The sequence below is a fragment of the Streptomyces hyderabadensis genome, from assembly GCF_020404845.1.
GTDB lineage: Bacteria > Actinomycetota > Actinomycetes > Streptomycetales > Streptomycetaceae > Streptomyces > Streptomyces hyderabadensis.
Genome location: NZ_JAIOJZ010000023.1, coordinates 13,308 through 33,251 on the forward strand (window position 1 = coordinate 13,308; position 19,944 = coordinate 33,251).

Consider the following 19,944-nt stretch of genomic DNA (forward strand, 5'->3'; position numbering starts at 1 on the left):
GGCCGGCGCGCGCCGGTCTCGGTACGCGGGGCCGCGCACGGTGCCGGGTTGCCTGCGCCGCATCCCGGAAACACCCTGATCAAGAACCACCTCGACCGACGAGGAGCACCGGTGAACGTATGAACGTCTCCCTCAGCGTCTGGCTGCTGACCGTCGCGGGCCTGTGCCTCCTGGTCGCCGCCGACTTCTTCGTCGGGCGCAAGCCGCACGACGTGTCCATCCGGGAGGCCGGGATCTGGACGGCCGTCTGGGTGGTCCTGGCCTGCCTGTTCGGTGTGGGGCTGCTCGCGGTCGGCGGCGGCGGGCCCGGCGGCGAGTTCTTCGCCGGGTACATCACCGAGAAGTCGCTCAGCGTCGACAACCTCTTCGTCTTCGTCCTGATCATGGCGAAGTTCGCGGTGCCCTCGCAGTACCAGCAGCGGGTGCTGATGGTCGGCGTCCTGGTGGCGCTGGTGCTGCGCGCCGCGTTCATCGCGGCGGGCGCGGCGATCATCTCCGCCTTCTCCTGGGTGTTCTACCTCTTCGGCGCCTTCCTGATCTGGACCGCCTGGAAGCTCATCCAGGACGCCCGCAAGGAGGAGCACGAGCAGGAGTACGAGGAGAACAAGCTGCTGAAGTCGATCGAGCGCCGCTTCGGCGTCGCCGACCGGTACCACGGCACCAAGCTGTGGGTGGAGGAGAACGGCAGGCGGGTGATGACCCCGATGCTGGTCGTGATGCTCGCCATCGGGTTCACCGACATCCTGTTCGCCCTGGACTCCATCCCCGCCATCTACGGACTGACCCAGGACCCGTACATCGTGTTCACGGCCAACGCCTTCGCCCTGATGGGTCTGCGCCAGCTGTACTTCCTCATCGGCGGCCTGCTGAAGAAGCTGGTCCACCTGTCCTACGGCCTGTCCGTGATCCTGGGCTTCATCGGCGTCAAGCTGGTGCTGCACGCCCTGCACGAGTCCGGTGTCCACGTCCCCGAGATCGGCATCCCGTTCTCGCTCGGGTTCATCGTGCTGGTCCTCGCGGTCACCACGGCGAGCAGCCTGTGGGCCACGAGGCGGCAGGAGCGGGCCTGACGCACCCGGCCCGGGCTACTCCACCAGCTCCTGGGTGCCCAGGACCGTGAGCAGGGCCAGCCGCTCCGCGTCCGGGGTGTCCGGCTCGGCCGTGTAGACCATGATCCGCAGATCGCTGCCCGCCACACCGAGCACGTCGCAGTCCAGGGTGAGGGGGCCCACCCGTGGATGGTCGACGACCTTGCGGGCCGCCTCGTGCCGGCCGACCGCGTCCGCCTGCCACAGCTCGGCGAACCGCTCGCTGCGGGCGCGCAGCTCGGCGACCAGCCGGGCGAGCGTGCGGTCGGCGGGATAGCGGGCGGCGGTGGCGCGCAGGTCCGCGACGAGGGCCGCCTCGAAGGCCCGGCGCTCCTCGGGCGTGTACCGGGCCCGGCTGCCGGGTCCGACGAAGTTGCGCCACACGCCGTTGCGCTCCGGGCCCCGCCACCGGGACGGGTCGCCCATCAGCGCCGCGTAGGGCGGGTTGGCGAGCAGCAGCGTCCACGCCGCGTCGTACACGGCGACCGGGGTGCCGGCCAGCCGGTCGAGCAGCCGGTGGACGCTCGGCGGGATGTACGCCGGAACCGTATCGGGCCCCGGCGGCACCAGCCCGGCCAGCCGGAACAGGTGCGCGCGCTCCTCGGGCGGCAGCCGCAGCGCCCGTGCGAGGGCCTCGACGACCTGGGCCGACGGATGGGCCGCCCGGCCCTGTTCGAGGCGGGTGACGTAGTCGACGGAGACACCGGCCAGCAGGGCCAGCTCCTCGCGCCGCAGCCCCGCCGCCCTGCGGTGCCCGCCCGCGGGCAGCCCGGCCGCCTCGGGGGAGACCCGGTCCCTGCGCAGCCGCAACGCCCGCCCGAACTCCGTAGCCGTCATGGTCCCCAGTGAACACCGCGGGCGGCGGGTGTTCCTGGTACCCGTGGTCCCAGGAAGGCGGGACGCCTGGCTGTCCGCACCGGCCCGCCGCAGGCTGGAGCCCATGACCACCACACTGATCACCGGGGCCAACAAGGGCCTCGGCTTCGAGACGGCCCGCCGCCTGATCGCCGCGGGCCACACCGTCTACGCCGCCGCCCGCGACCCCGAGCGCGGCCGCCGCGCCGCCGCCGCACTGGGCGCCCGTCCCCTCGTCCTGGACGTCACCGACGACGCCTCCGTCGCCGCCGCGGTGCGGACCGTGGCGGCCGACGGCGGCCTGGACGTCCTGGTCAACAACGCCGGCATCGAGCAGCGCGGCGAGGACAACTCCGTGACCGGGGCCGACGGCACGACCGCGGACCTGCTGCGCAGCGTCTTCGAGACCAACGTCTTCGGCCTGGTGCGGGTGACCCACGCCTTCCTGCCGCTGCTGCGCCGCTCCACCGCGCCCGTCGTGGTCAACGTGAGCAGCGGGCTGGCCTCGCTGACCGGGCTGTCCGCACCCGAGAGCCCCGGGTACGGCTACCCGGGGCTCGCCTACCCGGCGTCGAAGACCGCGGTCAACGCGCTGACCGTGCAGTACGCGAAGGCGTTCCCCGGGATGCGGATCAACGCGGTCGAACCCGGCTTCACCGCAACCGACCTGAACGGCAACACCGGCACGCAGACCGTGGCCGAGGGCGCCGAGGTCATCGTCCGGCTGGCCCAGCCGGGCCCGGACGGACCCACCGGGGGCTACTTCGACGCGGCGGGCCCGCTGCCCTGGTAGCCCCCGGGGCCCGGCCGCCGGGCAGTCCCTAGCAGCCGGCCGGCGTGGGCCTGCCGCGGGAGACCACCCGGGTGCCGTGGTCGTCGACGACGCGGGCCTGGAGCGAACCGCAGGCGCACCGGGTCCACAGGGTGCCGCCCGCCCCGGTGGGGTGGGCGGACAGCACCTGGAAGGGCTCGGCACCGTCGGGCCACCCGCAGTGCGGGCAGACGACACCGGTCGTGCTGGGCATGGCGACTCCTCGTGCGTCAGTGGTACGTCGGGATGCTCGTGTGGGCGTTCTGTCCCACCGTGGCGCCACTGACAGGGTGCGGCCACGGATCCGTTCACGTCCAGGTTGACTTTACGGACCCCACCGTGAAGCGTGCACTTCATGATTGACCTGCGCAGGCTGCACGTGCTGCGGGCGGTCGCCCACTACGGCACCGTCACCGCGGCGGCCCGTGCCCTGCACTTCACCCCCTCGGCGGCTTCGCAGCAGATCCGGCAGCTCGCCCGGGACCTGGGCGTCGACCTGCTGGAGCCGCAGGGGCGCGGGGTACGGCTCACCGCGGCCGCGGAGAGTCTGCTGGCGCACGCCGACGCGATCGAGGCGCGCTGGGACGAGGCCGAACTGGATCTGCGCGCGGGGGAGGGGAGCCCCGCCGGGCCGCTGCGGGTGACCGGGTTCCCGGTGGCCGTCTCCGTCCTGCTGGCCCCCATGGCGGCGCGGCTGCGGGAGCGGCATCCGCGGCTGTCGGTGCGGATCCGGGAGGTCGAGGTGGCGGAGAGCTTCGACCTGCTCTTCGAGGGGGAGAGCGATCTGGCGGTGGTGGAGGCCACCCCCTCCAATCCACCGGCCGCCGACGCCCGCTTCGACCAGCGGCCGCTGCTGGACGACCCCTTCGACCTGGTCGTGCCCGAGGGCCATCCGCTGGCCGGACGGGACGGGGCCGACCTCGCCGACGTGGCGCACGAGGCCTGGATCGCGCCGGTGCCGCAGAGCCCCTGCCGGCCGCACGTGATGTCGGCGTGCGGTGCAGCCGGGTTCACCCCCGACGTGGTCCATCACGCGCTGGACTGGAACGTCACCGCCCACCTGGTCGCCCACGGGCTCGGCGTGGCGCTGGTGCCCCGGCTCGCCCAGCTGACCCCGGAGCTGCCGATCGTTCGCGTGCCCTGCGCCGACCGGCCGCACCGCAAGCTGCTGACCTGCACCCGCAGCGGCGGCCACCGCCGGGCGGCGGTCGCGGCCGCGCTGGAGGAGCTGCGCACGCTGGCCGCCGCTGCGGTGGCCTGACACGCACGGCGGGACCGGGGCTCGGCCGAGCCCCGGTCCCGTACGTCTGCTCCCGCGCCGGTCAGGCGGCGAGGGCCTCGCCCGCGTGGCCGTGCAGCCGGGCGACGACCTCGGTCAGCTGGGCGGCGACCTCGGCGTCGTCGGCCGGGTGGGTCTCGGCGAAGCGGGTCACCGAGCCGGGGATGGACAGCTTGATGTCCTCGATCACCTTTCCGCCGGCGATGCCCGCGGCCTTGCGGGTGTCGTCCTGCGCCCACACACCGCCGTACTGGCCGAACGCGGTGCCGACCACGGCGGTGGGCTTGCCGGAGATGGCGCCCGCGCCGAACGGACGGGACAGCCAGTCGATGGCGTTCTTCAGCACGGCCGGGATGGTGCCGTTGTACTCCGGCGAGAAGAACAGGAAGGCGTCGGCGCCCTGGGCGGCCTCGCGCAGCTTCGCGGCGGCGGCCGGGACGCTGCCCTCGACGTCGATGTCCTCGTTGTAGAAGGGGATGTCGGCGAGTCCTTCGAACAGCTCCACCTCGGCACCCTCGGGCGCGAACTTGGCGGCCGCCTCGGCGAGCTGGCGGTTGTGCGAACCGGCGCGAAGGCTGCCGACGAGCGCAAGGATGCGGACAGACATGAGTACTCCCACTGCTGAACAGGTGATGGCGGGCGGGCCGAAACACTGCGGTTACGATCCGGACCGAGGTCCGTTTAATTTCTAACACCTCAAACGGACCGCGGTCCAGTTTTCTTCCCGATGCTTTACGCTGGCTTCATGTCCGCCGCCCCGCCGCCCTTCCCGCAGCCCCAGGAGAACGCCGGTCCGCCCGAGCTGCTGCAACTCGGCGCCGGGACCGACGAGGACGAGCCCTGCCTGCGGGCCGACGCCGCGCGCAACCGCGCCCGGCTCCTGGAGGCCGCCGAGCGGCTGGTCGCCGAGCACGGCGCGGGCGCCCTCACCATGGAGGCGGTGGCCGCCGCGGCGCGTGTGGGCAAGGGCACGGTCTTCCGCCGCTTCGGCGACCGCACCGGGCTGCTGGCGGCGCTGCTCGACCACTCCGAGCGGAAGTTCCAGGCCGCGCTGCTGAGCGGTCCGCCGCCCCTGGGCCCCGGCGCACCGCCCATCGAGCGGCTGCGGGCCTTCGGCTGCGCGCTGCTGCGCCGCTCCATCGGCGAACTCGACCTGCTCGTGGCCGGGGAGCCCAGCGCCGAACGCCGCCACACCTTCCCACCCCGCCGCTTCCTGCGCCACCACGTGGCACTGCTGCTGCGGGAGGCCGTGCCGGACGCCGACAGCGAACTGCTCTCGTACACGCTGATGGCCTACCTCGACGCCGCCCAGCTCCACCACCTCACCCAGCAGTGCGGACTGCCCGCCGAACGCGTCCGGGCGGGCTGGCTCGACCTGGTCGCGCGGGTCACCCGCACCGACAGCCCGGCTCCCGCGGCCGACACTCCGGCTCCCGCGGGCGACACTCCGGTCCCCGCGGGCGACACTCCGGCTCCCGCGGCCGACGCTTCGGCTCCCGCGGCTGACGGCCCGGCTCCCGTGGCGGACACCCCGGCCGACGCACCGTCCGCCTGAACTCCGTTCGCCGCGCACCGCGTTGCCCCGCCGGCCATGCCGCGTCCGGCTTCTGCCAGGATGCCGTACGTCATGGTGCAGATACCGAATCCGCCGCCCCCCGAGCCCTCCGCAGCGCGCTCCGTGCCCACGAGCGCCGACGTGGCCCGCCTGGCCGGCGTCTCGCGCGCGACCGTCTCCTACGTCCTCAACAACACCGGCGCCGTACGGATCAGCGAACCCACCCGCCGCCGCGTCCACGAAGCCGCCCGGGAACTCGGCTACGTCCCGCACGCCGCGGCCCGCTCACTGCGCGCCGGACACAGCCGCATGGTCCTGATGCCGGCGCCGTCCTTCCCCGTCGGCCCGCTCTACAGCCGCTTCCTCGGCGAACTCCAGTGGGCGCTCGGCCGACTCGACTACACCGTCGTGCAGTACGGCACCGTCGGCGTGCACGGCGACGAGGCCGCCCGGGCCTGGGCCGAGCTGCGCCCGGTGGCCGTCCTGGTCCCCGGCTCCGACCTCGGCCCGCCGGGCGTGGAGGTCCTCAAGCGCTCCGGTGCCCGGGCCGTGGTCACCCTCGGCCCCGAGGCAGTCGACGGAGCACACGCCCTGCTCACCGACCAGCAGGGCGTCGGCCGCGCCGCGACCCGTCACCTGTACGACCGGGGACGCCGCGCGATCGGCGTCGTCGTCCCCGCGGAACGCGGTCTGGACGTCTTCTCGGCACCGCGCCTCGACGGCGCCCGGCGGGCCGTGGCCGGCACCGACGCCACCGTCACCGAACTGCCCCTCGCCTACGACGAACGGGACGCCGCCCGCCTCGCGGCGCGCTGGCGCCCCCTGGGACTCGACGCGGTGTTCGCGTACAACGACGAGTACGCGATGCTGCTGATGCGGGCCCTCCAGGACGAGGGCCTCGACATCCCCGGCGACGCGGCCGTGATCGGCGCCGACGACCTGATGCTGGGCCGGCTGCTGCGGCCCCGGCTGAGCACCGTCCACCTGGAGATGCCCGCCGGACGCGACCTGGCCGCACTCGTCGACCGGGCAGTCCACGACCCCGGCGCCGCGCCCGAGCGCCACAAGGTGCTGGGCGCGACGGTGGTGCACCGGGAGTCGAGCTGACCGGCGGCCGAACCGAATGTTACTGGCCCTCCTGGCCGTTCTTCCCTGCCTGCGCCTGCTGCTCGGCGACCGCCTTGCGGACCTCGTCCATGTCCAGCTTCCGGGCCTGACCGATCACGTCGGTGAGGGCCGCCTCAGGCAGCGCGCCCGGCTGCGCGAACACGGCCACCTGGTCCCGCACGATCATCAGCGTCGGAATCGACTGGATCCCGAAGGCCTGCGCCAGCTCCGGCTGCGCCTCGGTGTCCACCTTGCCGAACACCAGGTCCGGGTTGGCCTCCGCCGCCTTCTCGTAGACCGGCCCGAACTGCTTGCACGGACCGCACCACTCCGCCCAGAAGTCGATCAGCACGAATTCGTTGTCCGTGACCGTCTGGTCGAAGTTCTCCTTGGTGAGTTCCACGGTGCTGGTCATGAGGTGATCCCTCTTCCTGGTTTCGGGGGAGAAGCCATCGGCACAACACTGCCGACCTGGTGGGTATTCCGCGCACGTACCCATGTGGCCACGGCGCACACCACCCACCAGACTGACCCCATGACGCAATCGGATTCCCTCACGTACGACGTCGTCGTGATCGGCGCGGGCCCCGTCGGTGAGAACGTCGCCGACCGCACCCGCGCGGCCGGGCTGTCCACCGCCATCGTGGAGAGCGAACTGGTCGGCGGCGAGTGCTCCTACTGGGCGTGCATGCCCAGCAAGGCCCTGCTGCGCCCGGTCATCGCCCGGGCGGACGCCCGCCGCCTGCCCGGTCTCGCCCGGGCCGTCCAGGAACCCCTCGACGCGCCGGCCGTCCTCGCCCGCCGCGACGAGTTCACCTCGCACTGGAAGGACGACGGCCAGGTCCAGTGGGTCGAGGGCATCGGCGCCGACCTGTACCGCGGACAGGGGCGGCTCGCCGGACCGCGCACCGTGGAGGTGACCGGCCCCGACGGCAGTCGCCGGACCCTGACCGCCCGGCACGCCGTCGCCGTCTGCACCGGCAGCGCCGCCGCCCTGCCCCCGCTGCCCGGACTCGCCGAGGTGCGCCCCTGGACCAGCCGCGAGGCCACCAGTGCCGAGAGCGCACCCGGCCGCCTCATCGTGATCGGCGGCGGAGTCGTCGCCGTCGAGATGGCCACCGCCTGGCAGGCCCTCGGCTCCCGGGTCACGATGCTGGTGCGCGGCGACGGCGGCCTGCTCGCCCGGATGGAGCCGTTCGCCGGGGAACTGGTCGCCGAGGCGCTCACCGAGGCCGGCGTGGACATCCGCACCGGCGTCTCCGTCGAGTCCGTCACCCGCGAGAACGGCACCGTCGTCGCCGTCACCGACACCGGCGACCGCCTGGAGGCCGACGAGATCCTCTTCGCCACCGGCCGCACGCCCCGCACCGGCGACATCGGCCTGGAGACCGTCGGCCTCGAGCCGGGCTCCTGGCTGCCGGTCGACGACAGCCTCCGCGTGACGGGCCACGACTGGCTCTACGCCGTCGGCGACGTCAACCACCGCGCCCTCCTCACCCACCAGGGCAAGTACCAGGCGCGCATCGCGGGCGCCGCCATCGCCGCCCGCGCCTCCGGAGTGCCGATCCTGGAGTCCGACCCGTGGGGCGCGCACACCGCGACCGCCGACCACGAGGCCGTGCCCCAGGTGGTCTTCACCGACCCCGAGGCGGCGTCCGTCGGCCTGACCCTGGCCGAGGCCGAGCAGGCGGGCCACCGCGTCCGCGCCGTCGACATCGACATCGCGGTGGCGGGTTCGAGCCTGTACGGCGACGGCTACAAGGGCCGCGCCCGCATGGTGGTCGACCTGGAGGACGAGATCGTCCGCGGCGTCACCTTCGTCGGCCCCGGCGTCGGCGAGCTGATCCACTCCGCGACCGTCGCCGTCGCCGGCCGGGTGCCCATCAGCCGCCTGTGGCACGCGGTCCCGTCCTACCCGACGATCAGCGAGGTGTGGCTGAGGCTGCTGGAGACGTACCGGGACAACTGACGCCCTGGCCACGACGACCCGAACCCGGGGACGACCGCCGACGGCCGCCCCGGGAGCCGGGCCCCGGCTGGCCGTCCCGGTTGCTCGGCCCCGGCGGGCCGTCCGGCCGTCCCGGTTGCTCGGCGCCGGCGGGCCGTCCCGGGTGATCGGCGTGGGCGGGCCGTCCCGGTTGCCGATGCCGCGGGCACCCCGGCTGGCGATGCCGCGGGCCGTTTTCGGCGTGCGGTCCCGGGGCCCGGTCCCGGCTGCCCGTGCCGCCTGCCGCCAGCCCCGGCGGATCGTGGCGGTGGTCGGTCAGGTTGCCGGGCCGGGTAGCTCGAATCCCAGGGCCGACGCCGCCCGCTCCGGCGTCGGCTGGGACCAGAGGTCCGCCATCGCGGCGTTCGAGGCCAGTGAGCGCAGCTCGGCCCGGTCCAGGTACAGCGTGCCGTCGAGGTGGTCCGTCTCGTGCTGCACGATCCGGGCCGGCCAGCCCGCGAACACCTCGTCCACCGCCCGCCCGTGCTCGTCCCGCGCCCGCAGCCGCACCTCGGCGTGGCGCGCCACCACCGCCTGCCAGCCCGGCACGCTCAGGCAGCCCTCGAAGAACGCGGCCCGCCCGCCGCCGACGGGCTCGTACGACGGGTTCACCAGCACCCGGAACGGTTGCGGCACCCGCCCCCGCGCCACCCGCACCTCCTCGGGCACCGGCGCCGGATCCTCGATCACCGCGACCCTCAGCCCCACCCCGACCTGCGGTGCGGCCAGGCCCACACCGGGTGCCGCGTGCATGGTCAGCCGCAGCGCCGCGACGAACCGCTCGAAGAGCGCGGGCGCCAACTGCCCGTCGTACGGCTCGGCCGGGCGCCGCAGCACCGGATCCCCGGCCGCGACGATCGGCAACGGGCCGCCGACGGCGAGCAGTTGTTCCACCCGCTCGGCAAGCGGGACACGATCACTCGGAGTTCCCAGCGCGGTTCCCATCGCGCCAGGATGCCACGCGCAGCGTCCCCGCTCAGCGACCGGCGAAGTCGCCGGCGAGGGCGGAGGCGATCCGGAGCTGCGCGTCGGCCTCCTCCTGCCGCCCCTGCCGTTCCAGGGTGCGGCCCAGCATCAGCCGGGCGTACTGCTCCACGGGATCGCGCTCGACGACGATCCGCAGCTCGGCCTCCGCCCGCCGCAGCTGGGCCGAGTGGTAGTAGGAACGCGCCAGCAGCAGCCGCGGGCCGGTCTGCTCCGGCACCAGGGCGACCAGGCCGTCCAGGACGCGTGCCGCGGCGGTGTAGTCCTTGGCGTCGAAGAACATCCGCGCGCGCTCCCAGCGCTCCGCCGGTGTTCCGTGGTCGTAGTACGTCGTGTCCACTGGAGACCTCCTTCGCCCCCTGCAACCACACCGTATGGTTGAACATTCCACTACTGGGGGAGCTGCTCGCCGGGCACTTTCGCCCGCCACGGTGACGGCCCGCCCTCCGTCTGACGCGAAGGCCTCACCGGGACTAGGTTGGGCGGCATGAGCAATCTTGATCGCGAGGCCGTTCCCAGTCTGTGCGGCGGCCGCGGCTTCGTGGTGGCGGAACCCGTACGGGAACTTCTCAGCCCGCGCAACGTCAGGCTCGGCGAGTCCACCGAGGTCCGCCGACTGCTGCCCAACCTGGGCCGGCGCATGGTCGGCGCCTGGTGCTTCGTCGACCACTACGGTCCCGACGACATCGCCGACGAGCCCGGCATGCAGGTGCCCCCGCATCCCCACATGGGTCTGCAGACGGTGAGCTGGCTGCACGAGGGCGAGGTGCTGCACCGCGACTCCACCGGCAGCCTGCAGACCATCCGCCCGCGCCAGCTGGGCCTGATGACCTCCGGCCGCGCGATCAGCCACTCGGAGGAGAGCCCGCGCTCCCACGCCCGCCTGCTGCACGGGGCCCAGCTGTGGGTGGCCCTGCCCGACACCCACCGCCACACCGACCCGCACTTCGAGTTCCACGCCGAGCTGCCCCGGGTCACGGCCCCCGGCCTGGCGGCCACCGTGCTCCTGGGCACCCTCGACACCGCCACCTCGCCCGGCACCACGTACACCCCCCTCGTCGGCGCCGACCTGGCCCTCACCGGCGGCACGGAGGTACGCCTGCCGCTGGAACGGGACTTCGAGTACGCCGTACTGGCCATGAGCGGCGAGGCACACGTCGACGGCGTGCCCCTGGTGCCGGGCTCGATGCTCTACCTGGGCTGCGGCCGCGACGAGTTGCCCCTGCGCGCCGACTCGGACGCGGGCCTGATGCTCCTGGGCGGCGAGCCGTTCGAGGAGGAGCTGATCATGTTTTGGAACTGGATCGGGCGCTCCCAGGAGGAGATCGAGCAGGCCCGCCGGGACTGGATGGAAGGCTCCCGGTTCGGGGAGGTGAAGGGCTACGACGGTGCGCCGCTGCCTGCACCTGCGCTGCCGGCGGTGCCACTGAAGCCGCGCGGGAGGGTGCGCTGACCCGCAAAGGGTCCTCGCGTGTGCCATGCGGTTGGGCGAGCGGCAAGCGCGATGTGCCGTGCCGTCCCCGGCAAGAGTGTCACCGCACCACCTCCCCCTCCACGAACTCCGCACCTACCGCAGCGACTCCACCGCCTGCTGTAGGCCGACACCCGTACGCCGTCACCGCTGCCAGTCGTGGGCGGCGGTGCGGAGCAGGTCGCGGACGCGGAGGACGTCGGGATTGGTCTCGGCGCCGGGGCGCTGGACGAGGAAGAGGGTGTTCAGCGGGGGTTCCACGGGATCGTGGAGCAGGGAGAGGCGGCCGGAGTCGAGATACTCCTGGCACAGCGAGCGTGGCAGGACGCTGACGCCGGCGCCGGCGTTGACCGCGGACAGCACGGCGTACAGGTTGGGTACGGTGACGGCTGCGCGGGTGGTGAGCTGTTTGCCGAAGACCGTCCGCCAGTAGCGCCGCAGGATGGGCAGGTCCTCGGCGTAGGTGACCAGGGGGACCTCGCGCAGGGCGGCGCACAGGTCGGTTCCGGCGGGTGCGGCGATACGGTCGGCCCAGGCGGGGGAGGCTACGAGCAGGTACTCCTCGTCGGCGAGCGGCACGGACGGCAGACCGCGTCCGCGCGGCCGACGGGTGGTGATGACCAGGTCGTGACGGCCCACCCGCATTTCCTCCAGCAGCGGCTCGGGCAGCCCCTGGGCGACCCGCAGCCGGACGCCGTCGGCCACGAGTGGCACCAGGGCCGGCAGAACGCGCACGCACAGCAGCTCCGACGGTCCGGCGAGGTGCACGGGTGCGGTCCGGCCGGCCGCGGTGCCTTCCGCTTCGAGGGCGGTGAGAGCGTCGAGAGGGCCCGCGACCTGGGCGGCCAGCTCATGGGCGACGGGAGTGGGCTCCACGCCCCGGGGCAGGCGGGTGAACAGCTCACGGCCGGTCTGCTGCTCCAGGGTGCGGATCTGCGCGGTCACGGTGGGCTGGGACAGGCCGAGGACAGGGGCGGCGGCCGTGAAGGTACCGGCGCGGTAGACGGCCAGGAACGTGCGCAACAGGTTCAGGTCGCTGTGCGCCGGGAGCCGGCCGCCGACGCGGTGCGCAGGATCGGAGATGTCGGGCGTCGGGGGCTTCATATGTGCCATCGTAGTCATTCGGTCCATCGGTGAGCCGATACCGGCGATCGATGCTTCTATTGGTTTGCCGATGCCGGGAGGGCTAGCGTCGTGGAGGTCGCCGAGATGCCGCTCAAGTGGCGGGCCCCGGTCGGGGTGGCGACGATGTGAGCTGACCCGAGGAGCAGACGTGGCGAAGATCCTTTTCGTGATGACCGGCGCGGACGAGTGGACGCTGGCGGACGGCAGTAAGCACCGCACGGGCTACTGGGCCGACGAGGCGGTCGTTCCCTATGAGGCGTTCAAGGACGCGGGACACGAGATCACCGTAACCACCCCGGATGGCGTCGTCCCGCCGGTCGACCCGGCCAGCCTTGCTGCCGATGCCAATGGCGGCGCGGAGAATGCCGCGAAGGTCAAGGCCGTGACGGACGGTGCCGCGGAGTTCCGCAACCCGGTGGCCCTGGCCGACGTGACCGTGGAGGACTTCGACGCGGTCTACGTTCCCGGTGGTCACGGCCCGATGGAGGACTTGGCGGTCGACGCCGACTCCGGTCGCCTCCTCGCCCATGCCGTGCAGGCCGGGATGCCCGTGGGCGTGGTGTGCCACGGCCCGGCCGCGCTGCTGGCCGCGGTCAGGGAGGACGGGGCCAACGCCTACGCCGGCTACCGGATCACCGCGTTCACCAATGCCGAGGAAGAGATGGCGGGCGGTGCCGCGAAGGCGAAGTGGCTGCTCCAGGACCGGCTGACCGAGGCCGGCCTGGAGGTCGTGGCGGGCGAGCCGTGGGCGCCGCACGTCGAGGTCGACCGCAACGTCGTCACCGGCCAGAATCCCGCCTCGTCCGGCCCGCTCGCCGACGAGCTGCTGAAGAAGCTGGCCTGACACCGCACTGACCGAAAGACAGGAACATGACCACGCAGAACGCGATCACCTGGCCCGAGAAGTACCTGCCGGGCACCGGCGACAACTTCGTCTCCAACGAGGTGATCGGCAGAGGCGTCACGGCCGACCGGGTCTGGCACTACCTGACCGACACCTCCGAGTGGGAGGGCTACTACGACAACGTCGCCGACATCTCCTTCCCGGACGGCGGCGGACCCGTCCTGAAGGCCGACCTCGCCTTCCGTTTCGGCACCTTCGGCTTCCCTCCCCTCGACGCGCGCGTGGTGGAGTTCCAGGCCCCAGCGGACGGCGTGCCCGGCCGCCTGTCCTGGACGGCCAAGCAGGACGGCCCTCCGGAGGAGCGGCTCGACGTGCTGCACGCCTGGCTGGTGGAGGATCTGCCCGGTGACCGGGTGCGCATCCTGACCCAGGAGTCCCAGATCGGGCGGCCGGCCGCGGCGCTGGCCGAGGAGCGGCCCAACCCGATGCTCAACGGCCACCAGTCCTGGCTGGACGGCCTGCTCCGCGCGGCTTCCGCGTAGCCGCGTCTCAGCCATCGGAATGCCGATGGCTGAGATCGACTTTCCTCTTGGCGTGCGGGCGGCCATCCGACCTACGTTCGCAGGCGTCGCCCAGTCCTGGTGCATCCCCGAGGAGACTCCACGTGTCCAAACCACCCCTGCCCGCCGAAGCCCAAAACCTCCTGAGCCGTCCCAACCCGGCCGTCATGGCCACCGTGCGCTCCGACGGTCAGCCCGTGTCCACCCCCACTTGGTACCGATGGGAGGAAGGCCGGGCGCTGATCAGTCTGGACGAGGGCCGGATCCGGCTGAAACACCTGCGCCGGGACCCGCGCGTCACCCTGACCGTCCTGGCCGAAGACGACTGGTACACCCACGTCACCCTCATCGGTCGCGTCGTCGACATGCGGGAGGACGAGGGGTTGGCCGATGCGGATCGCATCGCAACCCACTACACCGGCAAGCCGTACCCGGACCGCGTCCGCGCCCGGGTCACCGCCTGGATCGAAGTCGAGCGCTGGCACGGCTGGGGTGCGCACCGGGACAGCGATCAGGCGTTCACCGGATGAGGTCCGGCGAGGTCGAGCACCCTGCGCACAACTGAAGGTCCGCGCATAGCGGGCGATGAGAGCGTCGACGACGGGTACCGTCCCGGCGGAGGCCGGGGCCATACCTGCATCGATCGCGCCGCCGACGCCCTCGCCCGCAACGGAGTCAACCAGGTGGTTGTCCGTGCCCGCGTCGGCCAGGCAGTCCCCGCTCAGCGCCACCGCGAGCGCGGCATCATCCGCCAGGACCTGTTGCGCGTCGTCCGGCCGAGGTGAGTAGCAGCACGAGAAATCCGACGCCTGCTGCGGCCACCCCGCCGGCGAACAGTGCGTTGCGGGGGCCGAAGGAGGCGCCGATCGCCCCCACTGTCGGCGCGCCGATGACGGTGCCCCCCATCCAGCCGATGGACCAGATCGCCATGACCCGGCCGCGCATCTGCGGGGCGGCTCCGACCTGCATCAGAGTCTTGGCAGACGCATTGAACGTGATGGAGCCGGCTCCGACAAGGACGAGCAGGGCCAGGGCCACCGGCAGGCTGGGTGCCAGGGCTGCGGCGCAGATCAGGGCGCCCCAGATCAACGCTGACATCGACAGGGACCGTGTGCTGAGGTGGCGGCGCCGCATCGCCGCGAATCCGCCCAGCACTCCGCCCGCGCTCATCAGGGCCGTGGCCGCGCCGTAACCGGCGGGGCCGGAATGGAACGCCGATGTGGTGAGCAGCGGCAGGCTCACCGGGAACTCCCAGGTGAGAATTCCTGTCACGTACACCATGGACATGGGGTACAGCAGTTCGGGGGTGCGGCGGATGTGGGTGAGCCCGGCCCGAATTTGTCCCTTCGCCCGTACTTCTCGTTCGGCGGGGTGCATCTCCGACGTCCGCAGCATGGCCAGGCTGACGAGAACGGCCAGGAAGGACACGGTGTCCAGGGCGAAGCACGGGGCCACGCCCAGGGCGGCGATGACGAACCCGGCGGCGCCGGGCCCGAGCAGCTTTGCCGTGTTGACGAAGGTGGAGTTGACGGCGATGGCGTTGGTCAGGTGCTCCGCGGCGACCAGCTCGCTGATCAGCTTCTGGCGGGCAGGGCCGTCGAAGAGGTTGGTCAGGCCGAGCGTCAGCATGATCACGATGAGCAGCGGCAGCGTCACCAGATGGGCGGCGGACAGCACGGTGAGGAGCGCGGCCTGCGCGGCGAACCAGATCTGCGTGAGGGCGAGCAGGCGGCGGGTGTCGTGGCGGTCCACCACGAGCCCGCCCCAGGCGCCGAACAGCAGCACGGGGAGGTAGCGGGCGCCGATCACGAGACCCAGCATCGTTCCGCTGTGCGTGAGTTGCAGTGTCATCCAGCCGACGGCGACGTTCTGCATCCAGTTGCCGACGACGGAGATGGACTGCCCTAGCGTGTAGATGCGGTAGTTCCTGATGCGCAGCGAGGCGAAAGTGCCCGGGCGTCGGGTGTTCCCGTCAGGATCCGTCCCGGGGGGCGTCGGGTTGTGTTCCACGCCGGTCATCGGCGCACCGGTATCGGCTCGTTCCCAGGCCGCGGCTGCCCTTGGCACGGACCGTGCCCGCCGGGGGCCGGGCAGTGGCGTCCCGGCCCGGCGAGGGGACGCGGGCCCGCGGGAGGCGTACGGCGGGGGCGGGCTTGCCCGTCTGTCGCGGTCCGGACGTGGCGGACGGTCGTGTGCTGCCGCGCAGTGGTCATGTCGCTCCGATCCCGGTGGCCGGCGGCCGCGAGTCCGCTTCCGGGCGCGGTGGAGCGCGGGAACCGGCCACCGGCGTGGGCCCGGTCACCGAAGTGATGTGGATCCGCCGCACCTCGGTGCGGGCGGCAGTCCGGTCAGAACCGCGTCAAGCCGGGGGTACCGGCCCGGACACGGAAGGTGATGCAGTCGGGGAAGGGCACGGCCACGCTCGTACCGGTGTCCGTGAGATGTCCGGATCCCCGGGCAACACGGAAGAGGTTCACCGTGCCGCTCGCCTCGTTCGCGACGAACAGCCATCTGCCGCTCGGGTGGAGGGCGAAGCTCCATGGCGTCACGCCGCCGCAGGGAACGCGCTGCACTTCGGTGAGCAGACCGGTCCCCAGGTTCACGGAAAAGACGACGAGCGTGCTCTCACCGCGGTTGGAGGTGTAGACATGGCGACCGTCGCTGCTGACAGCCAGCTCGGCGGCGCTCGTCACCCCCGTGTGCCCCGGGGTGTTGGTCGACAGAGTCTGCCGGTGCGTCAGTGTGCCCTTTGTCGCGTCCCAGTGCAGGGTCTGCAAGTCGGCTGTCAACTCGTTCAGCAGGTAGACGGTGTGTCCGTTCGGGTGGAAGGCCAGGCGTCGCGGGCCCGACCCCGGTGCCGTCAGGTAGGCGGCGGGGCCGTCGGGCGCGCCGGCGGACAGCCGGTGAGTGGCCCGGTCGTAGTCGTACACGAACACCCTGTCGGCGCCGAAGTCCGCGACCAGTGCGGACTTGCGGTGCGGGGCGAGGACGACATGGTGCGGGTGCGGGCCCGACTGCCGCGGATGGGGCCCGGAGCCCGTGTCCTGAACGCGGGAGGCCACGGGGCCGAGCAGGCCGTCCGCGCCCACCGGCACGGTAGCCGCGGCCCCCGCCGCGAAGTCGGCGACCAGCAGGGCGTCCGCGTCCGGGGTCAGCCCGATGAAGGACAGTCCACCGCTGCCGGCCGGGGCCGACTGCGTCTCGACCTCGCCGACCTTGCGCAGGGCCCCGGAAGCATCGTGGATGCGGAAGACGCGGACGAATCCGCCCTGCTCGGCGCCGGCGACGTAGAGGACTGGCCGGTACGGGTGCGCCGTGACCCAGTTCGCGCTGGCCTGTGCCACCGGCCCCAGAGACGTCATGGTCCCGCGGTCCGGGTCGAAGCGCACCGCGTGCACCTGGCCCTGCCCCCAAGTACCGATGTAGAGCAGGTCGTCGGCTCGTTGCGGTGACGCGCCGGCAGGCGCGGCGGAGAGCAGCGGCAGCGCCGTGGCGGCCGACGAGGAGAGGGTCACCAGGACAGTGCGGCGAGAGGGCCCACGCTGTGCTCGGCCGCCCCGGGGGACGTGCTGGAATGCGTTCGTCACGAGCACGGTCCTTTCTCATGTCACGGGTGCGCGGCCCAGCGCCCAGCACGGGGCCGCGAACTGAGACGGCGCGTGAAGTGATCTGCGCGCCCAGCCGACCGTGCTCCTCCCTCAGGAGCTTCCGGATCTTCGGCCGCCGACACGTTCGGTCAAGCCTGTGAGCGGTCTGGATTGTCAGACAAGAGCCGCAAGGAACGTAACGCGAACGAACTGTCTCGGCAAGACACGTGCAAGAAGAGGGTGCTTCTGCAGCAAAAGTCCCCTTCGACCCCTCTCTTTTTGTCAGACAAAGATTGGGCATCAAGAGGTCAAGCGAGGACCCCTGGTGCCGGCGCCGGAATCCCTGCGGGCGCGGTTGAGCGCCGGGCTCGCGAGACCCTGCCGCCTTGCGGCCCGCCGTGCGGTGACGCCGGCGCTGCCCTCACCTGCTGTGGACCCCCGTCATGACACTGAGGACAGGTTGTCCAACAATCCTGAGAGGTCGCTTTGAGGGGTCCGCGGTGAACAAGGTTTTTTCTGCGGACTTCTTGTGGCAGTGAGTCGACGGTGTTACGTTCCCGGCACAACTTGTCGGACAATCTCGGGACGAGCCGCGCGGCCGAGATTGCTTCAGCCCGAGATCCCCAGCCACATCCGGTGCTCCGCGGGGACGCACAGTGGTATCACCCCAGCGGTTCATCGCACCTTCACATACGAACGCCGTCGCAGGCGCGAGCGCACGACCTCCTCATCGCTTCGCGAGGAGGAGGTCGAGGAGACATATATGTCGACCAGTCAGCGCACAATCCACCCGGAGGCACTCCGTCTCGAGCAGGTCACTCTGCAGTTCCCCGGGACCCACCGACCGGCCATCGAGAACGTGTCGTTCAAGGTCGCCCGCGGCAAGGTCGTCGCCGTGATCGGCCCCAGCGGATGCGGAAAGAGCACCATCCTCAACCTGGCAGCCGGGCTGCTGACGCCGACCCGGGGCGAGGTTCACTACGCGGGCGAGCGGGTCAATGGCGTCAACTCCGACGCGGCGTACGTGACTCAGCACTCCCACCTGTTGCCCTGGCTGAGCGTCAAGGCCAACATCGGTCTGGCACTCAAGTTCCGCAAGGTTCCCAAGGGGGAACGGGAGGAACGCATCGCCCACTGGATCGGCCTCGTCGGCCTGACCGGCTTCGAGGACCATTTTCCCCGGGAGCTGTCGGGCGGTATGCAGAAGCGCGTGGCGATCGCGCGTGCGCTGATCTACAACCCGTCCATCGTGCTGATGGACGAGCCGTTCGGACCGCTCGACGCCATCACCCGGCTCGAGCTCCAGCAGGAACTGCTCAACATCTGGCGGGAACAGAACGGAACTCTCATCTTCGTCACACACGACCTCAACGAGGCCATCTACCTGGCGGACGAGGTCGTCGTCATGTCGAAGGGTCCGGGCACGATTCGCCGCGTCCTCCCCGTCCCCTTCGAGCGTCCCCGTCAGATCGGCGAACTCGTCGAGTCGCCCGAGTTCTCGGAGCTCTACAACAACCTGTGGAGTCTCTTCGCCGCCGAGCGGAAGCCCGCCGCCTGAGGCCGGGGGCGGCCCACCACCGGGCTCGCCTTCTTGAAGGACCCGGTACCGCAAGACCGACCAACTGCGCACCGCGCCGGCGGTGTACGTACGCGTTCCCCACCGTGATCGACGTACGTCCGTATCACCCGCGAAGCGCTGACCACCCCTACCGCCCGCATCCAGTACGGCGAGACGTCTGAGAGAGGCACGAGACACCCATGTCGACACCACTGAAAGTGATGCTGGGCAACCACCCGCACACCCGGCAGCTGAAGAACGGCACCGTCCCCGTGGACGGAGCGGACTGCCAGTACCCGGAGGCCTCTCCGCTGCCCCCGGCCTTCGCCCGGATGGTCCGTGACCTGGCCTACGACATCTGCGAGATGCCGTTGGCCACCTACCTTCAGGCCCGGGACGCCGGCATCCCGCTGACGCTGCTGCCGGCGGTGCTGGTGGGCAGCACCCACCACCGTTCCCTGACCCGGCTGCCCGAGGGCCCGGAGCTCAGCCCCGGCGACCTCGTCGGCCGGCGCGTGGGCGTCCGTGCGTACGGCCAGACCACCGGTCTGTGGGTACGTGGCTGGCTGCAGGAGGAATACGGGGTCAAGTCCTCCGACGTCACGTGGGTGACCACTGAGGACGTTCATGTCGCCCAGTACGTCAACCCCCCGTACGTGCAGCGGTCGAAGGCCGAGCGGGTCGCGGACCTGCTGCGTTCCCACGATGTTTCCGCGGCGGTGCTCGGCCCCAAGGCGATCGGCGGGCAGGGCGCGGGGCTGGTCCCGCTCGTGGCGGACGCCGAGAACGCCGGGCTGGCGTGGATCGAGCGGCACGGGACGGTCCCGGCGAACCACCTGATGGTGGTGCGTGACGACATCCTGCGCACCCGCCCCGACGCCGTACTCGCCGTGTACCGGGCGCTGAAGAAGGCGATCGCGGACACCGCGGACGAGCGGGACGACTCGCCCGCCGGGCGCGCGGTCACGGCCGGGTGGAGCGACCAGCTGACCAAGTGCCTTGAGATCGGCGGGCGTTACGCCCTGGAACAGGGCCTCGTCACCGAGCCGGTGGATGTCGCAGCGATCGAGCGGAAGACGACTTTCCTCGACAGGTGAGCAGGCGGTCGGCAGGGAGCGCCGTCCGTCGGCGCA

The 19,944-nt window shown here is 72.0% G+C and carries 20 protein-coding genes and 1 pseudogene; 12 read left to right on the forward strand and 9 right to left on the reverse strand.

The window, feature by feature from the left end:
* The first annotated feature begins 119 nt into the window (after positions 1–119).
* Positions 120–1,070: a TerC/Alx family metal homeostasis membrane protein gene (locus tag K7854_RS19175; RefSeq protein ID WP_226027756.1), complete on the forward strand. Its 951-nt coding sequence runs from the start codon at positions 120–122 to the stop codon at positions 1,068–1,070.
* 15 nt (positions 1,071–1,085) lie between these two features.
* Here K7854_RS19175 and K7854_RS19180 read toward each other — a convergent pair whose 3' ends face one another.
* Positions 1,086–1,925, reverse strand: a complete 840-nt coding sequence (locus K7854_RS19180; protein ID WP_226027757.1) for a helix-turn-helix transcriptional regulator — start codon at positions 1,923–1,925, stop codon at positions 1,086–1,088.
* Positions 1,926–2,028: 103 nt separating this feature from the next.
* On the opposite strand from K7854_RS19180, the gene K7854_RS19185 reads away from it, so the two are divergent.
* Positions 2,029–2,736 carry an SDR family NAD(P)-dependent oxidoreductase gene (locus K7854_RS19185; RefSeq protein ID WP_226027758.1) on the forward strand — a complete coding sequence of 236 codons (708 nt, stop codon included), beginning with the start codon at positions 2,029–2,031 and terminating at the stop codon, positions 2,734–2,736.
* Between the two features lie 28 nt (positions 2,737–2,764).
* Here the strand turns inward: K7854_RS19185 and K7854_RS19190 are convergent, their stop codons facing one another.
* Positions 2,765–2,968, reverse strand: a complete 204-nt coding sequence (locus tag K7854_RS19190) for a hypothetical protein (protein WP_226027759.1) — start codon at positions 2,966–2,968, stop codon at positions 2,765–2,767.
* A 141-nt stretch (positions 2,969–3,109) separates the two neighbouring features.
* Here K7854_RS19190 and K7854_RS19195 point away from each other — a divergent pair, with 141 nt between their 5' ends.
* A complete protein-coding gene (locus K7854_RS19195) occupies positions 3,110–4,015 on the forward strand; it encodes a LysR family transcriptional regulator (RefSeq protein WP_226027760.1) in 906 nt (301 codons plus the stop codon).
* Between the two features lie 61 nt (positions 4,016–4,076).
* On the opposite strand, the gene K7854_RS19200 is transcribed toward K7854_RS19195, so the two are convergent.
* Positions 4,077–4,640 (reverse strand): NAD(P)H-dependent oxidoreductase, encoded by a 564-nt coding sequence (locus K7854_RS19200; protein WP_226027761.1) that lies wholly within the window; start codon positions 4,638–4,640, stop codon positions 4,077–4,079.
* 138 nt (positions 4,641–4,778) lie between these two features.
* Here K7854_RS19200 and K7854_RS19205 point away from each other — a divergent pair.
* Both K7854_RS19205 and K7854_RS19210 read left to right on the forward strand, forming a co-directional pair.
* Positions 4,779–5,471, forward strand: a pseudogene (locus K7854_RS19205) (TetR/AcrR family transcriptional regulator); the annotation flags it as partial.
* Between the two features lie 189 nt (positions 5,472–5,660).
* Entirely contained in the window at positions 5,661–6,695 is a 1,035-nt protein-coding gene (locus K7854_RS19210; protein ID WP_226027762.1) for a LacI family DNA-binding transcriptional regulator, read from the forward strand.
* Between the two features lie 19 nt (positions 6,696–6,714).
* On the opposite strand, the gene trxA is transcribed toward K7854_RS19210, so the two are convergent.
* Positions 6,715–7,110 (reverse strand): thioredoxin, encoded by a 396-nt coding sequence (gene trxA, locus K7854_RS19215; RefSeq protein ID WP_226027763.1) that lies wholly within the window; start codon positions 7,108–7,110, stop codon positions 6,715–6,717.
* Between the two features lie 120 nt (positions 7,111–7,230).
* On the opposite strand from trxA, the gene K7854_RS19220 reads away from it, so the two are divergent.
* Positions 7,231–8,664 carry a dihydrolipoyl dehydrogenase family protein gene (locus K7854_RS19220; RefSeq protein ID WP_226027764.1) on the forward strand — a complete coding sequence of 478 codons (1,434 nt, stop codon included), beginning with the start codon at positions 7,231–7,233 and terminating at the stop codon, positions 8,662–8,664.
* Positions 8,665–8,958: 294 nt separating this feature from the next.
* Here the strand turns inward: K7854_RS19220 and K7854_RS19225 are convergent, their stop codons facing one another.
* Positions 8,959–9,615, reverse strand: a complete 657-nt coding sequence (locus tag K7854_RS19225) for a peptide deformylase (RefSeq protein WP_226027846.1) — start codon at positions 9,613–9,615, stop codon at positions 8,959–8,961.
* A gap of 43 nt (positions 9,616–9,658) precedes the next feature.
* The gene (locus tag K7854_RS19230; protein WP_226027765.1) at positions 9,659–10,006 is read right to left on the reverse strand and encodes a tetratricopeptide repeat protein; all 348 of its coding nucleotides are present in this window, start codon (positions 10,004–10,006) and stop codon (positions 9,659–9,661) included.
* A 147-nt stretch (positions 10,007–10,153) separates the two neighbouring features.
* Here K7854_RS19230 and K7854_RS19235 point away from each other — a divergent pair, with 147 nt between their 5' ends.
* Positions 10,154–11,119 (forward strand): pirin family protein, encoded by a 966-nt coding sequence (locus tag K7854_RS19235; protein ID WP_226027766.1) that lies wholly within the window; start codon positions 10,154–10,156, stop codon positions 11,117–11,119.
* A gap of 162 nt (positions 11,120–11,281) precedes the next feature.
* Here the strand turns inward: K7854_RS19235 and K7854_RS19240 are convergent, their stop codons facing one another.
* A complete protein-coding gene (locus tag K7854_RS19240) occupies positions 11,282–12,241 on the reverse strand; it encodes a LysR family transcriptional regulator (protein ID WP_226027767.1) in 960 nt (319 codons plus the stop codon).
* Between the two features lie 169 nt (positions 12,242–12,410).
* Between K7854_RS19240 and K7854_RS19245 the strand changes: the two genes are divergently transcribed.
* The 3 genes from K7854_RS19245 (at position 12,411) to K7854_RS19255 (ending at position 14,196) form a co-directional block, all read left to right on the forward strand.
* On the forward strand, positions 12,411–13,106 hold the full coding sequence (locus K7854_RS19245) for a type 1 glutamine amidotransferase domain-containing protein (protein WP_226027768.1): 696 nt from the start codon (positions 12,411–12,413) through the stop codon (positions 13,104–13,106).
* 26 nt (positions 13,107–13,132) lie between these two features.
* Positions 13,133–13,648, forward strand: coding sequence for an SRPBCC family protein (locus K7854_RS19250; protein ID WP_226027769.1), 516 nt, complete (start codon positions 13,133–13,135; stop codon positions 13,646–13,648).
* A gap of 122 nt (positions 13,649–13,770) precedes the next feature.
* Entirely contained in the window at positions 13,771–14,196 is a 426-nt protein-coding gene (locus K7854_RS19255) for a PPOX class F420-dependent oxidoreductase (protein ID WP_226027770.1), read from the forward strand.
* Between the two features lie 214 nt (positions 14,197–14,410).
* On the opposite strand, the gene K7854_RS19260 is transcribed toward K7854_RS19255, so the two are convergent.
* Both K7854_RS19260 and K7854_RS19265 read right to left on the reverse strand, forming a co-directional pair.
* Positions 14,411–15,685, reverse strand: coding sequence for an MFS transporter (locus K7854_RS19260; protein ID WP_226027771.1), 1,275 nt, complete (start codon positions 15,683–15,685; stop codon positions 14,411–14,413).
* A 329-nt stretch (positions 15,686–16,014) separates the two neighbouring features.
* Entirely contained in the window at positions 16,015–17,181 is a 1,167-nt protein-coding gene (locus K7854_RS19265) for a lactonase family protein (RefSeq protein ID WP_226027772.1), read from the reverse strand.
* Positions 17,182–18,016: 835 nt separating this feature from the next.
* On the opposite strand from K7854_RS19265, the gene K7854_RS19270 reads away from it, so the two are divergent.
* Both K7854_RS19270 and K7854_RS19275 read left to right on the forward strand, forming a co-directional pair.
* On the forward strand, positions 18,017–18,811 hold the full coding sequence (locus K7854_RS19270) for an ABC transporter ATP-binding protein (RefSeq protein WP_226027773.1): 795 nt from the start codon (positions 18,017–18,019) through the stop codon (positions 18,809–18,811).
* Positions 18,812–19,011: 200 nt separating this feature from the next.
* A complete protein-coding gene (locus K7854_RS19275; protein WP_226027774.1) occupies positions 19,012–19,908 on the forward strand; it encodes a substrate-binding domain-containing protein in 897 nt (298 codons plus the stop codon).
* The last annotated feature ends 36 nt before the right edge of the window (positions 19,909–19,944 follow it).